Origin of the sequence: Pseudomonas sp. 31-12 (assembly GCF_003151075.1) — a bacterium.
In the GTDB taxonomy this organism is placed as follows: Bacteria; Pseudomonadota; Gammaproteobacteria; order Pseudomonadales; family Pseudomonadaceae; genus Aquipseudomonas.
On sequence record NZ_CP029482.1, the window covers coordinates 5,928,835 to 5,946,990 of the forward strand.

At 59.1% G+C, this 18,156-nt stretch carries 18 protein-coding genes, 4 tRNA genes and 1 pseudogene; 10 read left to right on the plus strand and 13 right to left on the minus strand.

Features of this window, described 5'->3' with window-relative positions; translation table 11 throughout:
* The first annotated feature begins 1 nt into the window (after position 1).
* Genes DJ564_RS27960 through yacG form a run of 4 tightly spaced genes read left to right on the plus strand, consistent with a single transcriptional unit; the run spans position 2 to position 2,910 of the window.
* On the plus strand, positions 2–1,219 hold the full coding sequence (locus DJ564_RS27960) for a type II secretion system F family protein (RefSeq protein ID WP_109634915.1): 1,218 nt from the start codon (positions 2–4) through the stop codon (positions 1,217–1,219).
* A 1-nt stretch (position 1,220) separates the two neighbouring features.
* A complete protein-coding gene (locus DJ564_RS27965) occupies positions 1,221–2,093 on the plus strand; it encodes an A24 family peptidase (RefSeq protein ID WP_109634917.1) in 873 nt (290 codons plus the stop codon).
* A complete protein-coding gene (gene coaE, locus DJ564_RS27970; RefSeq protein WP_109634918.1) occupies positions 2,090–2,713 on the plus strand; it encodes a dephospho-CoA kinase in 624 nt (207 codons plus the stop codon). Before DJ564_RS27965 ends, coaE begins: the two co-directional genes overlap by 4 nt.
* Complete coding sequence (gene yacG, locus DJ564_RS27975; protein ID WP_109634920.1) at positions 2,710–2,910, plus strand: DNA gyrase inhibitor YacG; 201 nt, start codon at positions 2,710–2,712, stop codon at positions 2,908–2,910. The genes coaE and yacG overlap by 4 nt, the downstream gene beginning before the upstream one ends.
* A 3-nt stretch (positions 2,911–2,913) precedes the next feature.
* Here the strand turns inward: yacG and DJ564_RS27980 are convergent, their stop codons facing one another.
* Positions 2,914–3,129, minus strand: a complete 216-nt coding sequence (locus tag DJ564_RS27980) for a hypothetical protein (protein WP_033054332.1) — start codon at positions 3,127–3,129, stop codon at positions 2,914–2,916.
* 63 nt (positions 3,130–3,192) lie between these two features.
* The gene (locus DJ564_RS27985) at positions 3,193–3,882 is read right to left on the minus strand and encodes an energy-coupling factor ABC transporter permease (RefSeq protein WP_109634921.1); all 690 of its coding nucleotides are present in this window, start codon (positions 3,880–3,882) and stop codon (positions 3,193–3,195) included.
* A gap of 643 nt (positions 3,883–4,525) precedes the next feature.
* On the opposite strand from DJ564_RS27985, the gene DJ564_RS27990 reads away from it, so the two are divergent.
* Positions 4,526–4,759 (plus strand): DUF2790 domain-containing protein, encoded by a 234-nt coding sequence (locus DJ564_RS27990; RefSeq protein ID WP_109634923.1) that lies wholly within the window; start codon positions 4,526–4,528, stop codon positions 4,757–4,759.
* A gap of 8 nt (positions 4,760–4,767) precedes the next feature.
* Here DJ564_RS27990 and DJ564_RS27995 read toward each other — a convergent pair whose 3' ends face one another.
* The 4 genes from DJ564_RS27995 to DJ564_RS28010 form a co-directional block, all read right to left on the minus strand.
* Positions 4,768–6,036, minus strand: coding sequence for an OprD family porin (locus DJ564_RS27995; RefSeq protein ID WP_109634924.1), 1,269 nt, complete (start codon positions 6,034–6,036; stop codon positions 4,768–4,770).
* A 17-nt stretch (positions 6,037–6,053) separates the two neighbouring features.
* A complete protein-coding gene (locus DJ564_RS28000; RefSeq protein ID WP_109634926.1) occupies positions 6,054–7,274 on the minus strand; it encodes a benzoate/H(+) symporter BenE family transporter in 1,221 nt (406 codons plus the stop codon).
* Entirely contained in the window at positions 7,271–8,638 is a 1,368-nt protein-coding gene (locus tag DJ564_RS28005; RefSeq protein ID WP_109634927.1) for an aromatic acid/H+ symport family MFS transporter, read from the minus strand. Before DJ564_RS28005 ends, DJ564_RS28000 begins: the two co-directional genes overlap by 4 nt.
* Positions 8,639–8,919: 281 nt before the next feature.
* Positions 8,920–9,387 carry an FAD/FMN-containing dehydrogenase gene (locus DJ564_RS28010; RefSeq protein WP_109634928.1) on the minus strand — a complete coding sequence of 156 codons (468 nt, stop codon included), beginning with the start codon at positions 9,385–9,387 and terminating at the stop codon, positions 8,920–8,922.
* 129 nt (positions 9,388–9,516) lie between these two features.
* Here DJ564_RS28010 and DJ564_RS28015 point away from each other — a divergent pair, with 129 nt between their 5' ends.
* The 5 genes from DJ564_RS28015 to DJ564_RS28035 all read left to right on the plus strand — a co-directional run bounded on the left by DJ564_RS28015 (position 9,517) and on the right by DJ564_RS28035 (position 12,970).
* Positions 9,517–10,143 (plus strand): DUF1780 domain-containing protein, encoded by a 627-nt coding sequence (locus tag DJ564_RS28015; protein ID WP_109634930.1) that lies wholly within the window; start codon positions 9,517–9,519, stop codon positions 10,141–10,143.
* On the plus strand, positions 10,140–10,667 hold the full coding sequence (locus DJ564_RS28020) for an MOSC domain-containing protein (RefSeq protein WP_109634932.1): 528 nt from the start codon (positions 10,140–10,142) through the stop codon (positions 10,665–10,667). Before DJ564_RS28015 ends, DJ564_RS28020 begins: the two co-directional genes overlap by 4 nt.
* A 52-nt stretch (positions 10,668–10,719) precedes the next feature.
* A complete protein-coding gene (locus DJ564_RS28025) occupies positions 10,720–10,893 on the plus strand; it encodes a DUF3094 domain-containing protein (RefSeq protein ID WP_096820886.1) in 174 nt (57 codons plus the stop codon).
* Between the two features lie 60 nt (positions 10,894–10,953).
* Positions 10,954–12,252: an NAD(P)/FAD-dependent oxidoreductase gene (locus DJ564_RS28030; protein ID WP_109634933.1), complete on the plus strand. Its 1,299-nt coding sequence runs from the start codon at positions 10,954–10,956 to the stop codon at positions 12,250–12,252.
* Positions 12,253–12,571: 319 nt separating this feature from the next.
* Positions 12,572–12,970, plus strand: coding sequence for a hypothetical protein (locus DJ564_RS28035; RefSeq protein WP_010467563.1), 399 nt, complete (start codon positions 12,572–12,574; stop codon positions 12,968–12,970).
* 62 nt (positions 12,971–13,032) lie between these two features.
* Here the strand turns inward: DJ564_RS28035 and DJ564_RS32995 are convergent, their stop codons facing one another.
* The 7 genes and pseudogenes from DJ564_RS32995 to clpB all read right to left on the minus strand — a co-directional run bounded on the left by DJ564_RS32995 (position 13,033) and on the right by clpB (position 18,091).
* Positions 13,033–13,896 carry a methyl-accepting chemotaxis protein gene (locus tag DJ564_RS32995; protein ID WP_371922091.1) on the minus strand — a complete coding sequence of 288 codons (864 nt, stop codon included), beginning with the start codon at positions 13,894–13,896 and terminating at the stop codon, positions 13,033–13,035.
* A pseudogene (locus DJ564_RS33000) lies at positions 13,888–14,658 on the minus strand (MCP four helix bundle domain-containing protein); the annotation flags it as partial. The pseudogene DJ564_RS33000 and the gene DJ564_RS32995, both read right to left, overlap by 9 nt.
* A 153-nt stretch (positions 14,659–14,811) precedes the next feature.
* Positions 14,812–14,888, minus strand: a tRNA-Pro gene (locus DJ564_RS28045).
* A 95-nt stretch (positions 14,889–14,983) separates the two neighbouring features.
* A tRNA-Lys gene (locus DJ564_RS28050) sits at positions 14,984–15,059 on the minus strand.
* Positions 15,060–15,064: 5 nt separating this feature from the next.
* Positions 15,065–15,141, minus strand: a tRNA-Pro gene (locus DJ564_RS28055).
* 9 nt (positions 15,142–15,150) lie between these two features.
* A tRNA-Asn gene (locus DJ564_RS28060) sits at positions 15,151–15,226 on the minus strand.
* 300 nt (positions 15,227–15,526) lie between these two features.
* Entirely contained in the window at positions 15,527–18,091 is a 2,565-nt protein-coding gene (gene clpB / locus DJ564_RS28065; protein WP_109634937.1) for an ATP-dependent chaperone ClpB, read from the minus strand.
* Positions 18,092–18,156: the final 65 nt, after the last annotated feature.

The window sequence follows — 18,156 nt, forward strand, 5'->3', positions numbered from 1 at the left end:
CATGGCGGTCAAAGCAGCAAAAATCAGTGTCTACGCCTGGGAAGGTACGGACCGCAAAGGCTCCAAAATGACCGGCGAGTTGAGCGGACTCAACCCAGCGTTGATCAAGGCTCAGCTGCGCAAGCAGGGAATCAACCCCGGCAGGGTGCGCAAGAAATCCGCCTCGATTTTCAGCTTCGGCAAACGTATCAAGGCTCAGGAAATTGCCCTGTTTACCCGGCAGATGGCGACCATGATGAAAGCCGGCGTGCCACTGCTGCAGTCGTTCGACATCATCGGCGAAGGCTTCGACAACCCGGCCATGCGCAAACTGGTGGACGAGGTGAAACAGGAAGTCGCGGCGGGTAACAGCTTCGCCGCGTCCCTACGCAAAAAGCCGCAGTATTTCGATGAGCTGTACTGCAACCTCGTCGATGCCGGTGAACAGGCCGGCGCGCTGGACACCCTGCTGGAACGGGTAGCGACCTACAAGGAAAAGAGCGAAAGCCTGAAAGCGAAGATCAAGAAAGCCATGACCTACCCGCTGGCCGTGGTCTTCGTGGCGATCATTGTCACCGGGATTCTGCTGGTCAAGGTGGTGCCGCAGTTCGAGTCGGTGTTCAAGGGCTTTGGCGCGGAGTTGCCGGCCTTCACCGTAATGGTCATAGGCCTGTCGGAGTTCATGCAGGCGTGGTGGTGGATGATGCTGGGCGTGTTGGTCGCCGCCATCTTCGGTGTGCGCCACGCCTTTAAAACCTCCCAGGGCTTTCGGGACCGGATGGACACCTGGCTACTGAAGCTGCCGCTTATCGGCACCTTGATGTACAAGTCTGCCGTGGCCCGTTACGCCCGCACCCTGTCGACCACGTTCGCCGCTGGCGTGCCGTTGGTCGAAGCCCTGGAGTCAGTGGCTGGCGCGACCGGCAACATCGTATTCAAACGTGCCGTGCTGCGCATCAAGCAGGACGTGTCGACCGGCATGCAGCTGAATTTTTCCATGCGCACCTCGGGCATCTTTCCCAGCATGGCGATCCAGTTGACCGCCATTGGCGAAGAATCCGGTGCACTGGACGACATGCTCGATAAGGTCGCGAGCTTCTACGAGGATGAAGTGGACAATATGGTCGATAACCTCACCAGCCTGATGGAGCCGTTCATCATGGTGGTGCTGGGTGTTATTGTCGGTGGCCTGGTGGTTGCGATGTACCTGCCCATTTTCCAACTCGGCTCAGCGATCTGACATGCCCTTGAACGACATCCTGATCCTCTATCCGCTGGTGTTCGTAGGCATCGCCCTGGCGGTCGGCCTGCTGGTTGGCAGCTTCCTCAACGTGGTGGTTTGGCGCCTGCCGAAAATGCTCCACCGCGAATGGCGGCTGCAAGCCCATGACGTGTTGGGCGTGCCGCCCGAGGCGCCGGGCCCGGCCTATAACCTGATGCTGCCTCATTCCCACTGCCCGCATTGCGACCATCAAATCCGCGCCTGGGAAAACATTCCGCTGCTCAGCTATCTGTTTCTACGGGGGCGATGCTCGAACTGCGCCACGGCGATCAGCAAGCGTTATCCGCTGACTGAACTGGCCTGTGGTCTGCTCTCGGCGTTTATTGCCTGGCATTTCGGCTTCGGCTGGCAGGCCTGCATGGTGCTGGTGCTGACCTGGGGCTTGCTGGCCATGAGCCTGATCGACGCCGAGCACCAACTGCTGCCGGATGTACTGGTGTTGCCGCTGCTGTGGCTGGGGTTGATCGTCAACAGCTTCGGGTTGTTCGTGTCATTGCATGAGGCGTTGTGGGGCGCGGTGGCCGGTTATATGACGTTGTGGACGGTGTTCTGGCTGTTCAAGCTGCTCACCGGCAAGGACGGCATCGGTCACGGCGATTTCAAGCTGCTGGCCATGATCGGCGCTTGGGGCGGCTGGCAGATATTGCCCCTGACCCTTCTCCTTTCATCCCTTGTGGGGGCCATCATCGGCGTGATTTTGCTGCGCCTGCGCAACGCAAAAACTTCGACACCGATCCCCTTCGGACCCTTTCTGGCGATTGCCGGCTGGATTGCCTTGCTCTGGGGTGGTCAAATAACCGGCTTCTATTGGCAGTTTGTCGGTTTGAAATGAATACCCCTGTGGAAAAACCCTGGATTCTCGGCCTGACCGGCGGCATCGGCAGCGGCAAAAGCGCGGCTGCCCAGCACTTTATCGACCTCGGTGTACACGTTGTGGACGCCGATCATGCGGCGCGCTGGGTGGTGGAACCGGGTCGCCCGGCATTGGCGCAAATCGCTGAACACTTTGGCCCCGGCGTGTTGCAAGCCGACGGGCAACTGGATCGCGCTGCGTTGCGCAAGCTGATCTTTGAAGTGCCGGAGGAACGCCGCTGGCTCGAAGCGTTGCTGCATCCGCTGATCGCCAAAGAAATCGCCGATCACCTGGCCAAGGCACAATCGCCTTACGCGATTCTGGTTTCGCCGTTGCTGATCGAGTCCGGGCAGTACGCCATGACCCAACGGGTCCTGGTGATCGATGCCCCGGAACAGCTACAGATTGAACGCACCTTGCAGCGTGACCAGACCAGCGAGCAACAGGTCCAGGCGATCCTCAAGGCGCAATCCAGCCGCCAGGACCGCGTGAGCCACGCCGACGATGTGGTGGTCAACGACCGCGACCTCGCCTGGCTGCACAGCGAGGTCGAACGCCTGCATCACTTTTACCTTACTTTGCGTGGAGGCCAGTCATGAGCCAGACCCCAATCGTCAATTGCCCAACCTGTGGCGCCCCCGTTGAATGGAGCGCCGAGAGCACGTTCCGGCCGTTCTGTTCGGACCGTTGCAAACTGATCGACCTGGGCGCCTGGGCGTCGGAAGAACACAAGATTCCGGTCAGCCCGGATGCCGAAGACGAGATGTTCAGCGAAGACTTCGAGCCGCGTCACTGATCTTCAAGGCCGCATAAAACCGTAGTCCTGGCTGTCATCGAGGTTTTCCGCGAGAAAACGCAACTCATCGGCCAGGTCTTCGGCGCTGCGCACCGCCTTGCTCTGTTGCACCACCGCACTGAGCAAGGCACGCAGGCTCAACCCCGGATCAAAACCCACTTCCTGCGCCCCATCCAGACTTTGACGCAACTCCTGCCTTGCCCATTCGTAGACACTCATTTCGATGCTCCTGAAGGTTTTGCGGAGCATGGAAGCGTCAGCGATGGTTGGATTTGATGTGGATCAAGACTTGGGATCGTCGTCTTTCCAGGGCGCCGAAAGGTAACGTGTGCGGTTGAAGGTCTCCAGCCACTCGGGGCAGAACACCACCAGTGCGCTGACCACCATGCCGTTGATGAACGCCTCCGGAAAAATGATCAGCCACAGGTAACCGACAAAATCCTCGAGCCAATAAGGCATGGCGAAACGCTCGTCATACCACAGCAACGTCAGCGCCAGCACCAGGCACAACAACGCCGAAAGCGCTGCAGCCGAGAACCCGGAAACAAAGATATACACGAAGGGATTACGCGGCTGCGCTCGCTCCACCAGGATCGCGCAGCATTCGGTGACCAGCACCGGCAGCAGAATAAACAGCGCACCATTGACCCCCATCGCCAGCAGATCCTGGCGCCCGAGCAGCACTAACCCCGCTTGCGCGACCAACCCGCCGACAATCGCCAGTGGCCAGTCGAGCAACAGCGTCACCGCGGTCATGCCGATGAAGTGGTAGGACACGCCGGTATCGAAATCGCGACGCACCAGCCACAGCATGAACAGCGCGAACACCGTGCCGAACAGCAGATGCTGGCGGCGTCTGTCGCTGAACAGCTCGACCCACGGCGCTCGCGCAACGGCCCAGACCAGCACCGGTATATAGATCAACCACCCTGCTGCGAGGGTTTCAGGTGACAGTAACTCGGCGCCGATCATGTCTGGGCACACTCCTTTGTCTTGCCAAAAGAGAACAGGCCCTCAGTCTACACCGGGCTTTGAGTGCGCTTCGATTTCGGGAGGGGGCTCCATGATTGGGGGCGTATCCGTTCCTGCGGTAACGGCTGCTATTGGTTCCGGCCTTCCGACGGGGCAGATCAAGATCAAAAGCAAAATCGAGTCTGTAGTCCCGCCCCCCCTTCAAGTCTAAACATACAAGCGAGCCTGCTCGCGAAAGCGGACTGGCATCCGCCATGATGTCGACTGACACGGCCCCTTCGAGAGGCCGAGTGGAGGTTCTGCGCAGCGGGCAACCCGGCAAGGATGCCGGGTTAGCTGCCCCCGGCCATGGATGGCCGATGGCGGCGGGCCCACGGAGCAGGACCGGAGCGAGGGCATGCCGAGCCTGGGCGAGGCACCGAACGTCAGGGGCAAGAGCCCTTTGGTTACTTTGGAGCTTTTCCAAAATGACCCGCCGTAAGGGCGGAACCAATAGCTGCCGTTACCGCAGAAACGGATATGACCTCAACCAAAAACAGCGATTGTTACGTTCCCTGCAACGCTGAATCAAACCCAGCCCCCTTTATCACTCACTGCCAAAGACTAAACTTCAAACATCAGAATCAACCCCGAGCCCACAAAAATGAAAACCCTGACCAGCCTGTTTCTGACCCTGATCGCAACCTCCGCCATGGCTGCCAGCAACGAGCCGGCCGCCCCCCCATCACAGTCGCTGGACATCGCCGAAGTGGTGTCAGTAACAGACACCGCAACGGCCTGCGACGTCGTGCCAGCCACCATGGTCTACATCGATCACCAGGGACAGACGCATCAAGTGACCTATCAAGTCATGGGCAACTGCACGAGCAACCTGTAACTAGCGCCTCATAGCAACGTCCACGTATAGCTGAGGATCAAACGGTTCTCGTCGATATCGCTGCGGTAGTTGGAACGCGCCATCACGTTGCGCACGCGAATCCCGAGGCCTTTGAGGCTGCCGCTCTGCAACACATAGCCGAGATCGAGATCGCGCTCGCGGTCCTTGCCCTCGAACCCTTGCCCGGTATCGACATTGCCCCCGCTGATGTAGCGCACGGTGCTGGTCAGCCCAGGCACGCCAAGCGCGGCAAAATCGTAGTCGTAGCGCGCTTGCCAGGATCGCTCGTCGGTGTAGGCGAATTCATAGGTTGGCACCTCGTTGCCCAGCGGTGAGATGTTGGCAAACACCCTCGGGAACGCGCTGTCGCCGAACATGCCCTGATAGCCGAGATAAAACGTGTGCCCACCGCGCTTGGCTGACAGCAAGGAGAAGAACGCCTGGTTGTCGATGTTACCCAGCAGTTTTTTGCCGTCTTCGCGCGAGTCGTAATAGCCTAGGTTGGCGCCCAGGGTCCATTTACCCAACGGTTCGCTGTGCTTGAAGCCGAGAAAACGCTGGTTGTAGATATCTTCCAGTTGCCCGAACCAGGCGCTGACCGAGCTGCGTTTATCGTTGAAGGCGTAATCGGCGCCGGCAAAATTGAAGCCGTCGCTGCTGACCTGACGCTGCGGCACATGACCGAGCATGGCTTGCATCTTTTCGTCGCCAGCCTCGTTACGCAGGCTGGTCGAGTTCAAGTGTCCCCCTTGCACCGTCAGGCCATTGATTTCGTTCGAGCTGATGCTTGCGCCCTGATAGCTGGGCGGCAGCAAACGGATATCGCTGAAGGCCAGCACCGGCAGGTTCGGTTGCAGCTCACCCACTTTCAGTTCGGTTTTGGAGAAGCGCACCTTCAATGCGCCTTCCAGACGGCTGTAATCATTCGCCGCGCGCCCGTCATCCTTTACCGGCAGCAAACCGGTATTGACCCGGTCCGGGCTGCTGTCGAGCTTGAGGCCGAGCAGGCCAATGACATCCACACCAAAACCGACGGGGCCTTGGGTATAACCGGATTTGACGTTGAGGATGAAGCCCTGCGCCCACTCTTCGGCCTTCGATTGCTGGTTGGCCCCGACGATGTCGGAGAAGTCCCGGCTGAAGTAGTAATTGCGCGCTTGCAAGGTGGCCGTAGTGTCTTCGATGAAGCCACCCTCGGCCGCCATCGCACCGGAGGAGAAACCCGAGACGACCGCCATGGACAACACCGAACCGGTTGTTGGAAAAATCTGTTTCATCGTTATTTCTCTTATTTTTATTGATCGACAGGTTGAAGTGCTTCAGCCGTAGCGCATTCGCGGCGAGGAACGGGACGACGGGCGTTTAACAACAAGTGCGTGACCATGCCGAAAATCAGCCCCCAAAAAGCGGCGGACAACCCCAGCAACGACATGCCCGACGCGGTGGTCAGAAAAGTCACCAAAGCAGCTTCGCGATCACTCGGCACGGCCATTGCGCCGGCCAATGCCCCGGCAATCGCGGCGAACAGCGCCAGCCCGGCCAGGGCTGCGATCAGTTCCTTGGGAAAGGCCGAAAACAGAGAAACCAGGGTGGCGCCGAAGATCCCCAGCACCAGGTAACACAGCCCGCCGACAACCCCGGCCACATAGCGTTTGCCGGGATCTTCATGGGCCTCGCGCCCGGTACAAATCGCCGCGGTGATCGCCGCCAGATTCAGCCCGTGACAACCGAACGGAGCCAGCAGTGCTGTACCCAATGCACTGCTGGCGATGATCGGGCTGGCCGGCGTTGAGTAACCGCTGGCGCGCAGCACCGCCATGCCGGGGACAAACTGTCCGGTCAGCGCCACCATCACCAGCGGCAAAGCGATATTCAGGGTCGCGCTCAGGCTGAACGCGGGCGTGATCCACACCGGCGTGGCCAAACCGATCACCAGCGCTTCGCGGTGCAAATCACCGACGAGAAAGGCAATGGAACAACCCACCAGCAGCACCATCAACACCGCATAACGCGGCATCACCCGCTTGCAGATCAGGTACGTGGCGAACATCGCCAGCACCAGCAACGGCTTGCCCTGCAGCGACACGAACAAACCGGTGCCGAAGCTGAACAGAATCCCCGCCAGCATCGCTGCCGCAATGGCCGCGGGCAGTTTGCTGATGATCCGGTCAAAGGCCCCCGATACCCCAATCAGAAAGATAATCAGGCTGCTGACCAGATAAGCACCCACCGCCTCCGGCATGGAGATCCCCGGTAACAGCGCCACCAGCAACGCCGAACCCGGCGCCGACCACGCGATGATCACCGGGACGCGGTAACGCAGGCTCAATCCGATACCGAGCACGGCACTGCCGATGGAAATCGCCCAGACCCAGGACGACAACACCTCTCGCGAGAGATGCGCCGTCTCGGCAGCCTGAAAGATGATCACCAGCGGCCCGGCGTAGGAAATCACCGTGGCGATAAATCCGGCGACTGCCGCAGACAGGGAAAAATCCCGGACTAACGCTCTCATGAAACGTCGCCAACAGACCCGTCGATCGAACCGTGGCGCAAGCCCGACAGCGCTTGTTTAGCGCTGTGCCGACTGCTGATGGCAAACACGGTCATGGCAATCGCGGCCACCGCCCCGGGCAAGGCAAAGGCCATGAAGTTCAGTTGCAGCGGCAGGCTGATCCCGAGTAATGCACCGCCCAGCAGCGGGCCGACGATGGCACCGTTGCGCCCGATGCCCGACGCCCAACCCAAACCGGTAGAGCGAATGGTCATGGAGTAGAACTGCGCGGCGCAGGCGTACAACAGGATCTGCGAGCCAATGGTGGTGGCGCCGGCAATGGCGATCAGCAGGTACAACAGCGGCATCGGGCTGTTGAATCCCAGCAAGGTGATCGACACGGCCGCCACGGCGAAGAACACCGCCAACACCCGCGGCAGGTTGAGTTTGTCCCCCAACACACCGCCGCCGACCGCGCCGAAAATGGCGCCGAAGTTGAGCACCAACAGGAATGACAGACTCGAGCCCAGGCTGTAACCGGCATTGGCCATCAGTTTCGGCAGCCATGAACTCAAGGCGTAGACCATCAGCAGGCAGCAGAAAAACGCCAGCCACAACATCAGCGTGCGCAGCGCGCGACCTTCGCGAAACAGTTGCAACACCGGCGTGCCGGTGCCCTTCACTTCGCTCATGTGCAACAGATCGCCGGTTTGCGCGACGTAAGCCGGGTCAATCCGCTGCAGGATGTTGCGAGCCTCTGCATTGCGCCCCTGACGCAGCATGAAACCCACCGACTCGGGCAGGAAGTACATGATCAGCGGCAACAACAGCAACGGCAGCACTGCCACGTAAAACACCGATTGCCAGCCAAAACTCGGGATCAGCACGATGCCGAGCCCCGCCGAGAGCATGCCGCCCACCGAGTAGCCGCTGAACATGATCGCCACCAGCGTGCTGCGGATTTTCTTCGGCGCGTATTCGTTCATCAACGCCACGACGTTGGGCATCACCCCGCCGATGCCGAGCCCGGCAATGAATCGGCAGAGGCCAAATTCGGTGGGATTGCGGGCAAAACCGTTGAGCACGGTAAACCCGCTGAACAGCATCACGCAGATCGTGATGGCTTTCTTGCGGCCGATCTTGTCCGACAGCGGACCGAAAAACAGCGCACCGAACATCATGCCGAACAGTGCGTAACTGCCCAGTGCGCCCGCTTGCAGGGGACTGAGCCCCCACTCTTTCATCAGCATCGGCAACACCACGCCGTAGATCACCAGATCGTAACCGTCGAAAATGATGATCAGGGCACACCAGAACAGCACCATCCAGTGAAAGCGGTTGAATCGTGCGTTGTCGATAACCTCATGTACGTCAATCTTGCGCATGGCATTGATCTCTTGTTGTTGTTTTTTTAAGAGCGTCGGTAACGCGGCGAACGTCCGTACAGCCGAGGGTAAAGGTGCCAGGCACGGGGCAATATCCGCTTTGCGCAGATCGCTATCCGTTTTGTGCGTTGCCCTGAACCGGGCGGGGATGAGGAGTGTTGCGGGGATTTCAGGTGGTAAATCCGGTAGATCGGAACCTCTCCGATGGACTGCCTACGCCAAGCGCAGCCCTGTGGATGACCCGGATGTCAGCCTTTGCGGTCGCGGGAGCCCTGTGTCAATCAAGGCAGGGCCTTCTCCAGCGCCTCATGCAATTGCGCCGCCGTGGCATATTCGGACTGCCCCACCAATTGACCGTTCCTGAGCTGCAGCCACAGCACTTTATCCACGGCCCCGGGGTAGCGCGGCGCCACACGACCATCACGGTCAAGCATCACTCGATAGGAATAATCGCGCATGGCCGGCACCGCGAACATTTTCGCGATCAATCGAGGCATGCGCTGGATGTCCGCGACAAATATGGTGTGCCGAGCCTCCAGGTAGCCCTTGGGCTGGCCCTGCAGAGCGGCGTCGACCAGTTTGGCGGCGTCCATGCTGCGCGCTACCAGCAGCGTCTGCGTCTGGTTATCGAGCGTATCGGCCTGATCGAACTGATCAAGCAAGGTCCACGGCGCCAGCCGCTCACCCACCTGCAGCGCCTGCGCCCAAAGAGGCAGAAGACTGAGCAACAACACGGGCCAATATTTCACGTTCTACTCCTCGTTCGAGCGCCTAGGCGCAATGGCCATCAGTCTACACCGCCCGTTCCAAGCCTCCTGTCCTACTGTTTACCGTTTCACGCTTTCTGCTTGTCGCAAATGAACGCTAAGCTTGGGCCTATGGATGACTCAGATTATTTACGCCTGCTGACCATCGCGGCCGAGCAAGCCAACGCGTTCCTGTCCAATGCCCGCAAATGGGAGCGTGAGCGTTGGGTCTGCCAGCGCCTGCTGCAAGGCCTGAACATTCCCTATCGCGCCGACGAGTTCGCCCCGGCCGGGGAGCCGCCGGACGTGCTGTTTCGTGACGCCAGTTTCGAGGTGTTCTTCGTGCTCGACGAGGGCCGGCGCCTCAATGACGAATGGCGCGATGAGCTGCAACGTCGGCGCAGCGCGTTTTCCTTGAGCCAGCTGGTGCGTCGCGAGGCCAAGCCCCGGCGCATCCCGGCCAATGAGTTTTTGCTGAGACTGGCGCCGACCTTGCGTAAAAAAGCACACAACTACAAAGAGCGCGGCATGGACCTGGGGGAACTGGACATCATCGCGTTCGCCAGCCTCAAGCGTGAAGTGCTGGACCTCAACAGCCATTTCCCGCCGCCCACCGAATACCTGCGTCAAGGCTGGCGTTCGCTGTCGCTGGTCGGTCCGACGTTCGCCCGTGTGCTGTTTGCCCACCCGGACGCCCCGGATTTCCTGCGTAACAACCTGGGTCGCAGCATCGTCTTCGACGTCGGGATCAGCCTGTGAGCCCGATGCAGGAATTAATCGCCGAAGTCCCGCAAACCGGCCGCGTGCGCTGGATCGGCGTGCGCCCGGAACCCCATGTGCCGATGATCGAACTGGATGCCGTAGAGGCGCGACTTGAAGCCGGTTTGACCGGCGATCGAGCCCGCCCCGGTGTACGTAACGCGCGGCAGGTGACGTTGATTCAGTGGGAGCACCTGGCGGTGATCAGTTCGCTGATGGGCCGCCCGCACGATAAACCGGTATTGCCTAATGATTTGCGGCGCAACCTCGTTATCAGCGGTATCAACCTGTTCAGCCTCAAGGGTCGGCGCTTCCGCATCGGCCAGGCGATTTTCGAAACCACCGGCTGGTGCCAGCCGTGCGCACGCCTGCAAAACAACCTCGGCCCCGGGACGTTTCAGGCGGTGCGCGGACATGGCGGAATCACGGCCCGGGTGTTACAAGGTGGAATCATTCGCCTGGACGATACGGTGAGCGTCGAGCCTGTTCCAGCCAGCGGCTATGCTCCGTTCAACGTTCGTTGAGTCACTCTGTAGCTTCTACACATTCAGCAACGTCTACCTGACGAGGCCCAATATGACCAGCCGCCTGAACCCCGACGACCAGAAGCATGTCGAAGAGTACCTGCAACTGTCCCAGCACCGAGTCGAGCGCCGGCCCTTCCGGCCGTGGATGCTCCTGGTGGTGGTGTTGGCAGTGACCATTGGATTAGGCCTGTTGAGCCGATTTATCAGTTACCTGACGCTATGAGCTGCCTCGCGCTCGCTCGGTTGACTGCACCGATTTCTTTTAGCCTTGCGAGATATCCCTATGACTCATCGTATTGTCATCGTTGGCGGCGGCGCCGGCGGTCTGGAGTTGGCTACCCGTCTGGGTAAGACTCTGGGCAAACGTGGCACGGCCAGTGTGATGCTGGTCGACGCGAACCTGACCCACATCTGGAAGCCGTTGTTGCACGAAGTGGCGGCCGGGTCGTTGAACTCTTCCGAAGACGAACTCAACTATGTTGCCCAGGCGAAATGGAACCACTTCGAGTTCCAGCTCGGGCGCATGAGCGGGCTTGATCGCGCGCAGAAGAAAATCCAGCTGGCCGCCACTTACGACGAAGCCGGCCTGGAACTGGTGCCAGCGCGTGAAGTGGCTTACGACTCGCTGGTGATTGCTGTCGGCAGTACCACCAACGATTTCGGCACTCAAGGCGCGGCGCAGCATTGCCTGTTCCTCGACACCCGCAAACAGGCCGAGCGTTTCCATCAGCAATTGCTCAATCACTACCTGCGCGCCCATGCCGGACAAACCGACAAGGTCGAGCAGATCAGCGTCGCCATCGTCGGCGCCGGTGCCACCGGGGTTGAGCTGGCCGCTGAGCTGCACAACGCCGCCCATGAATTGGCGGCTTACGGCCTGGACCGGATCAAACCGGAAAACATGCACATCACCCTGATCGAAGCCGGCCCACGAGTATTGCCAGCTCTGCCGGAACGCATCGGCGGGCCTGTGCATAAAACCCTGGAGAAACTCGGGGTCAATGTGATGACCAATGCCGCGGTCAGCGAAGTGACTGCCGACAGCTTGATCACCGCCGACGGCAAAGTGATCAACGCCAGCCTGAAAGTCTGGGCCGCCGGCATTCGTGCACCGGGTTTCCTCAAGGACATCGACGGTCTGGAAACCAACCGCATCAACCAGCTGCAAGTGCTGCCGACCCTGCAAACCACCCGCGACGAGAACATCTTCGCCTTCGGTGACTGCGCGGCGTGCCCGCAACCGGGTACCGATCGCAACGTACCGCCGCGCGCGCAGGCCGCGCATCAGCAGGCTTCGTTGCTGGCCAAATCGCTGAAACTGCGGATCGAAGGCAAGGCGTTGCCGGAGTACAAATACACCGACTACGGCTCGCTGATCTCGCTGTCGCGTTTTTCGGCTGTGGGTAACTTGATGGGCAACCTGACCGGGAGCGTGATGCTCGAGGGCTGGCTGGCGCGGATGTTTTACGTGTCGCTGTATCGCATGCACCAAATGGCGCTGTATGGCGCGTTTCGTACGGCGATGTTGATGTTGGGCAGCAAGATCGGACGCGGGACTGAGCCGCGGTTGAAGCTGCACTAATCCCAACCACTGTGGGAGCGGGCTTGCTCGCGAAGAGGGAGCGTCAGTCGACCTATAAGTTGTCTGACCCACCGCTTTCGCGAGCAAGCCCGCTCCCACATTTGGTCTGCATTGTTTTTGGAGATCTGTGTCTCACTGTATCTCCCGCCACGAATTCTCCCCTTCGCTTACAAACTCCCCCTTGCGCGACACAGTAGCGATACACCCCGCCCTTTAAATGGCCACATCCGAGCAAGGCAACTCGCCCGCTACGGTTATCGCCGCACTCACGTGGCGTCCTTTATCGAACGGTTGTGTCGTGCAACCCAGGAGTATTGAAATGTCCCGTACTACCAAAAACACTATTGGTCTGCTCGGCGCTGTTCTGGCCGGCGGCATGATGTTGTCCGGTTCCGTATTCGCTGCGCAGCCGTTGACTCAGGGCTACCTGCTGGCCTCGGCTGAACAAGTGGTAAAAACCCCTGAAGGCAAGTGTGGCGAAGGCAAGTGTGGCGATGCGTCGATGGCGAAGACCGATACGGATGGCGACGGCAAAGTCTCCCGCGCCGAATTCCAGAAAGTCGCGCCGAAGTCCAACTTCGACAAGATCGACACCAACCATGACGGCTTCATCGACGAGCAAGAGGCTTACGACAACGTGAAAGCCAACTTCGAAGCCAATGGCAAGAAAATGCCAAAAGGTCTGTTCGAGCACCTGAAAGACCAAGACGGCGCCTAAGCCTTCAAGTACAAAACCGCGCTTTTCCTTCGGGAAGCGCGGTTTTTTTTCGTCTGGCGGATTTACACCTGGAAGCGCTGGACCATGGTCCGCAAGGAATTGGCCAATTGTGAAAGCTCATGGCTCGAAGCGCTGGTCTGATCCGCACCGGCAGCGGAACGAACCGACAGGTCGCGAATGTTCACCAGGTTGCGATCGACTTCCCGCGCCACTTGCGCCTGTTCTTCAGCCGCGCTGGCGATCACCAGGTTACGTTCGTGAATTTGGTGGACCGACGCCGTGATGGTCTGCAACGCCTCGCCCGCACGCTCGGCCAAAGCCAAAGTGCTGGCTGCTCGGGTCGAGCTGGCTTGCATGGAATCCAGCGCCTGGGTTGAGCCACTGCGCATGCCCTGGACCATTTGCTCGATTTCCTGGGTCGATTGCTGCGTGCGATAGGCCAGCGCACGTACTTCGTCGGCCACGACCGCAAACCCTCGACCGCTTTCCCCGGCCCGCGCGGCTTCAATGGCCGCGTTGAGCGCCAGCAGATTGGTTTGCTCGGCGATCGCCCGAATCACATCCAGCACCTTGCCGATGTCCTGCGACTGGTTGGCCAGGGATTGCACCAAACCGCCGGTAATCTGCACATCGCTAGCGAGTGCGCTGATGGCCGTGACGGTTTCGCTGACGCGCTCCTGGCCAACGTGTGCGGACTCACTGGATTGGCGCGTGGCATCGGAGGTCGACACGGCATTGCGGGCAACCTCCTCCACTGCCGTGGTCATTTCTGTCACGGCGGTGGCCGCTTGTTCAATTTCGTTGTTCTGTTGTTGCAGGTTCTGCGTGCCGTCGAGGGTGACCGCGTTCAACTCATCAGCCGCCGTGGCCAATTGCGCCGCCGAACCGCTAATACCTTGCAGGGTTTCCCGCAGATTCTGTTGCATGGTCGCGAGGGCCTTGAGCAAGCGGCTCACTTCGTCGTTGCCATGAGATTCGATGGGGCGAGTCAGATCGCCTCGGGCTACGTTTTCTGCGGCGTGCAAGGCTTCGCCCAGCGGTTTGACGATGCTGCGGGTCAGCAGCATGGCCAGGCCAACGGTGGCCAAGGCTGCAAGGGCGATGAACAGGCTGACGATCATTCGCGATGTTTCGTAATGCGCTTCGGATTTCTGGCTTTCGGCGGCGACCTGTCTGGCGAACAGATCGGCCAGGTCATTGAGTTGTTTACCGGAGCCATCGACCACGGTTTTCATATCAATCAACAGCAGCTTGGTCAGTTCGTCACGGCGTCCCTGCTCCGCCAATGAAAACGATTGAGCAATGCCGGCACGATACGCCGCGAAGGTGGTTTTGAACTGGTCATACAAGGCCTTGCCGTCGACGGTGTTGACCAACTGGTCGTAGGCCGCAATCTTCTCGCTCAGCTCTTTGTCACGGGTGTCCATCTGGCCGCGATAGACAGGAATGTTCTTCGGGTCTTGATCGAGGGCCATGCGCAGGGAAATGGTGCGGATGCGCAGCATGATCTCGCGGATCTCGTCACCGCCGCGGATACTCGGCAGCCATTGTTTCTCCACGGCCACTTCACTGTCGCGAATGCTCGACATCTGCCCCAGTGCGAAAACCCCGAGCAAGGCGACCAACACAGCAATCAGAGCAAACCCCAAGGCTGCCCGAGGTGCGATATTCAACTGACGAAGCAACATAGCGAACGCCCTATTTTTGTAATGGCCTGGATAAGGGGCGTTGTTTCGTCAGTACCCCGTCGCCTCGTTATCGGCAAGTTGTACGATGACTGAAGTGTGTTTTTATGAAGACAAAAAAAATCCCCGTATCTTTCGATACGAGGATTTTTAATATGGTCGGGGTAAGGGGATTCGAACTCCTGACATCCTGCTCCCAAAGCAGGCGCGCTACCGGACTGCGCTATACCCCGGTAAAAAAAAGGCACCTTTTAAAGGCGCCTTCTGCGAACAGAGCTTTTGGCGTCTGATCTTAAGATCTGATCCCAGCGTTAACTGGTTTCAAAAATGGTGGGTCGTGTGGGATTCGAACCTACGACCAATTGGTTAAAAGCCAACTGCTCTACCAACTGAGCTAACGACCCAAAAATGGTCGGGGTAAGGGGATTCGAACTCCTGACATCCTGCTCCCAAAGCAGGCGCGCTACCGGACTGCGCTATACCCCGGTTTGAAATTGGCTCCGTGACCAGGACTCGAACCTGGGACCCAATGATTAACAGTCATTTGCTCTACCGACTGAGCTATCACGGAACTACATATTTCAATTACAACGTTTGACGCTTTGTTGCACTCTCTTCGACCCGTTCGCATCGCTGCGTTCGTGTGTCTGAGGCGCGCTATTCTACAATCTTAAGCACCTCTGTCAACCCCTTAAATTGCATTCAAGTTAATGATTTGCAACTTATTTCAGATTCCTGCTTGGGGAGCAGAAACCCTTACGGGCGACTTACTGCGGGGCGCACTTTACAAGCCTTTTCCTTTCAGTTCAACAACCTGACGAAAAAAAGGCCTCGCGATGCGAGGCCTTGTTTATTTCACCGCCGTGACGGGTCAGGCAAATACGATCTCGTCGTTCTCCACCTTGCCGACAGCCGTGTCGCCAGGCATGAATCGACCGGACAGAATCAGCTGTGCCAGCGGGTTCTCGATCCAGCGCTGAATCGCTCGTTTGAGCGGTCGTGCGCCGTACACCGGGTCGTAACCTACCGCGATCAGCTTGTCCATGGCCTCTGGACTCAGCTCCAGTTTCAACTCGCGCTCAGTCAGGCGACTGCGCAGACGACCCAACTGGATCTCGGTAATGCCCGCGATCTGATCCCGCGCCAACGGCTCGAAGATCACCACTTCGTCGACCCGGTTGATGAACTCCGGCCGGAAGTGCGTGGAAATCGCATCCATCACTGCCGCACGTTGCGCCTCGCGATCACCAACCAGTTCCTGGATCTGCACCGAGCCCAGGTTGGAGGTCATGACGATCACGGTGTTCTTGAAATCCACCGTGCGGCCATGGCTGTCGGTCAAGCGGCCATCTTCCAGCACTTGCAGCAAGATGTTGAACACATCCGGGTGGGCCTTCTCGACCTCGTCAAGGAGGATCACCGAGTAAGGCTTGCGACGCACCGCCTCGGTCAGGTAACCGCCCTCTTCATAGCCCACGTAGCCTGGTGGCGCACCAATCAGCCGGGCCACGGAATGTTTCTCCATGAACTCGGACATGTCGATCCGCACCATCGCCTCTTCAGTATCAAAGAGGAACTCGGCCAGCGCCTTGCACAGCTCGGTTTTACCAACACCGGTCGGGCCGAGGAACATGAAAGAACCACTCGGGCGATTCGGGTCGGACAACCCGGCCCGGGAACGCCGCACCGCGTTGGAAACGGCGATCACCGCTTCGTCCTGGCCGATCACGCGCTGGTGCAACAGGCTTTCCATCTTCATCAGCTTGTCGCGCTCGCCTTCGAGCATTTTCGACACTGGAATGCCGGTCCACTTCGAGACGACTTCGGCGATCTCTTCCTCAGTCACCTTGCTGCGCAGTAACTGGTTCTCGCTTTTACCGTGCTGATCGACCATTTGCAGGCTGCGCTCCAGATCCGGGATAACCCCGTATTGCAGCTCGGCCATGCGGTTCAGGTCGCCTTTACGGCGCGCGGCTTCCAGTTCCTGACGGGACTGTTCAATTTTCTGCTGGATCTGTGCAGAACCCTGAACCTCGGCTTTTTCCGAGTTCCAGATTTCTTCGAGGTCCGAGTACTCACGTTCGTGGCGAACGATTTCCTCCTGGAGTTTCTCCAGACGTTTCTTCGCCGCGTCGTCGCTTTCTTTCTTCAGCGCCTGTGATTCCACCTTCAGTTGAATCAGACGGCGCTCCAGACGATCCAGTACTTCCGGCTTGGAGTCGATCTCCATGCGGATGCGGCTGGCCGCTTCGTCGATCAGGTCGATGGCCTTGTCCGGCAACTGACGGTCTGTAATGTAGCGATGGCTGAGTTTGGCCGCGGCGATGATAGCGCCGTCAGTGATCGCCACTTTGTGGTGGACCTCATAACGCTCTTTCAGACCACGCAGAATAGCGATGGTGTCTTCTTCGCTCGGCTCGTCCACCAGGACTTTCTGGAAGCGCCGTTCGAGGGCCGCATCCTTCTCTATATATTGGCGGTACTCATTGAGCGTGGTCGCGCCGACACAATGCAACTCGCCGCGCGCCAACGCAGGCTTGAGCATGTTGCCCGCATCCATCGAGCCTTCGCCCTTACCGGCGCCGACCATGGTGTGCAGTTCGTCGATGAACAGAATGATCTGCCCTTCCTGCTTCGACAGTTCATTGAGCAAGGATTTGAGGCGCTCTTCGAACTCGCCGCGGTACTTGGCGCCGGCAATCAGCGACCCCATGTCCAAAGACAGCAAGCGCTTGCCCTTGAGACCATCCGGCACTTCACCGTTGATGATGCGCTGGGCCAGGCCTTCGGCGATGGCGGTTTTACCCACGCCGGGCTCACCGATCAGCACCGGGTTGTTCTTGGTGCGGCGTTGCAGCACCTGGATGGTCCGGCGAATTTCGTCGTCACGGCCGATCACCGGGTCGAGCTTGCCTTCTTCGGCACGCTTGGTCAGGTCGACGGTGTACTTGTCCAGCGCCTGGCGCGACTCTTCGTGGTTGGCGTCATTGACCGCCTCACCGCCGCGCAGGTTGTTGATTGCGTTTTCCAGGGCTTTTTTGCTCACACCTTGGCCGAGCAGCAACTTGCCGAGTTTGCTGTTCTCATCCATCGCCGCGAGCAACACCAGCTCACTGGAGATGAACTGATCGCCCTTCTGCTGAGCCAGGCGATCGGCCTGGTTGAGCAGGCGCGCCAAGTCCTGCGACATGTTCACGTCGCCGGTGGGGTTCTGGATTTTCGGGAGCTGGTCGAGCTCTTTGGTCAGCTCTTTACGCAGGCTATTGACGTCAAAACCGACCTGCATCAACAGGGGTTTGATCGAACCGCCCTGCTGCTCAAGCATCGCCTGCATCAAGTGCGCCGGCTCGATACCGGGATGGTCAAGGCCGACGGCCAGCGATTGGGCGTCGGATAGAGCTAACTGCAATTTGCTGGTTAAACGATCTATACGCATGGGTCACCTTCCTTTTGAGCAGGCCGGACCTATAAAACATCCTGAATGAAGAAACCTGCCAGATA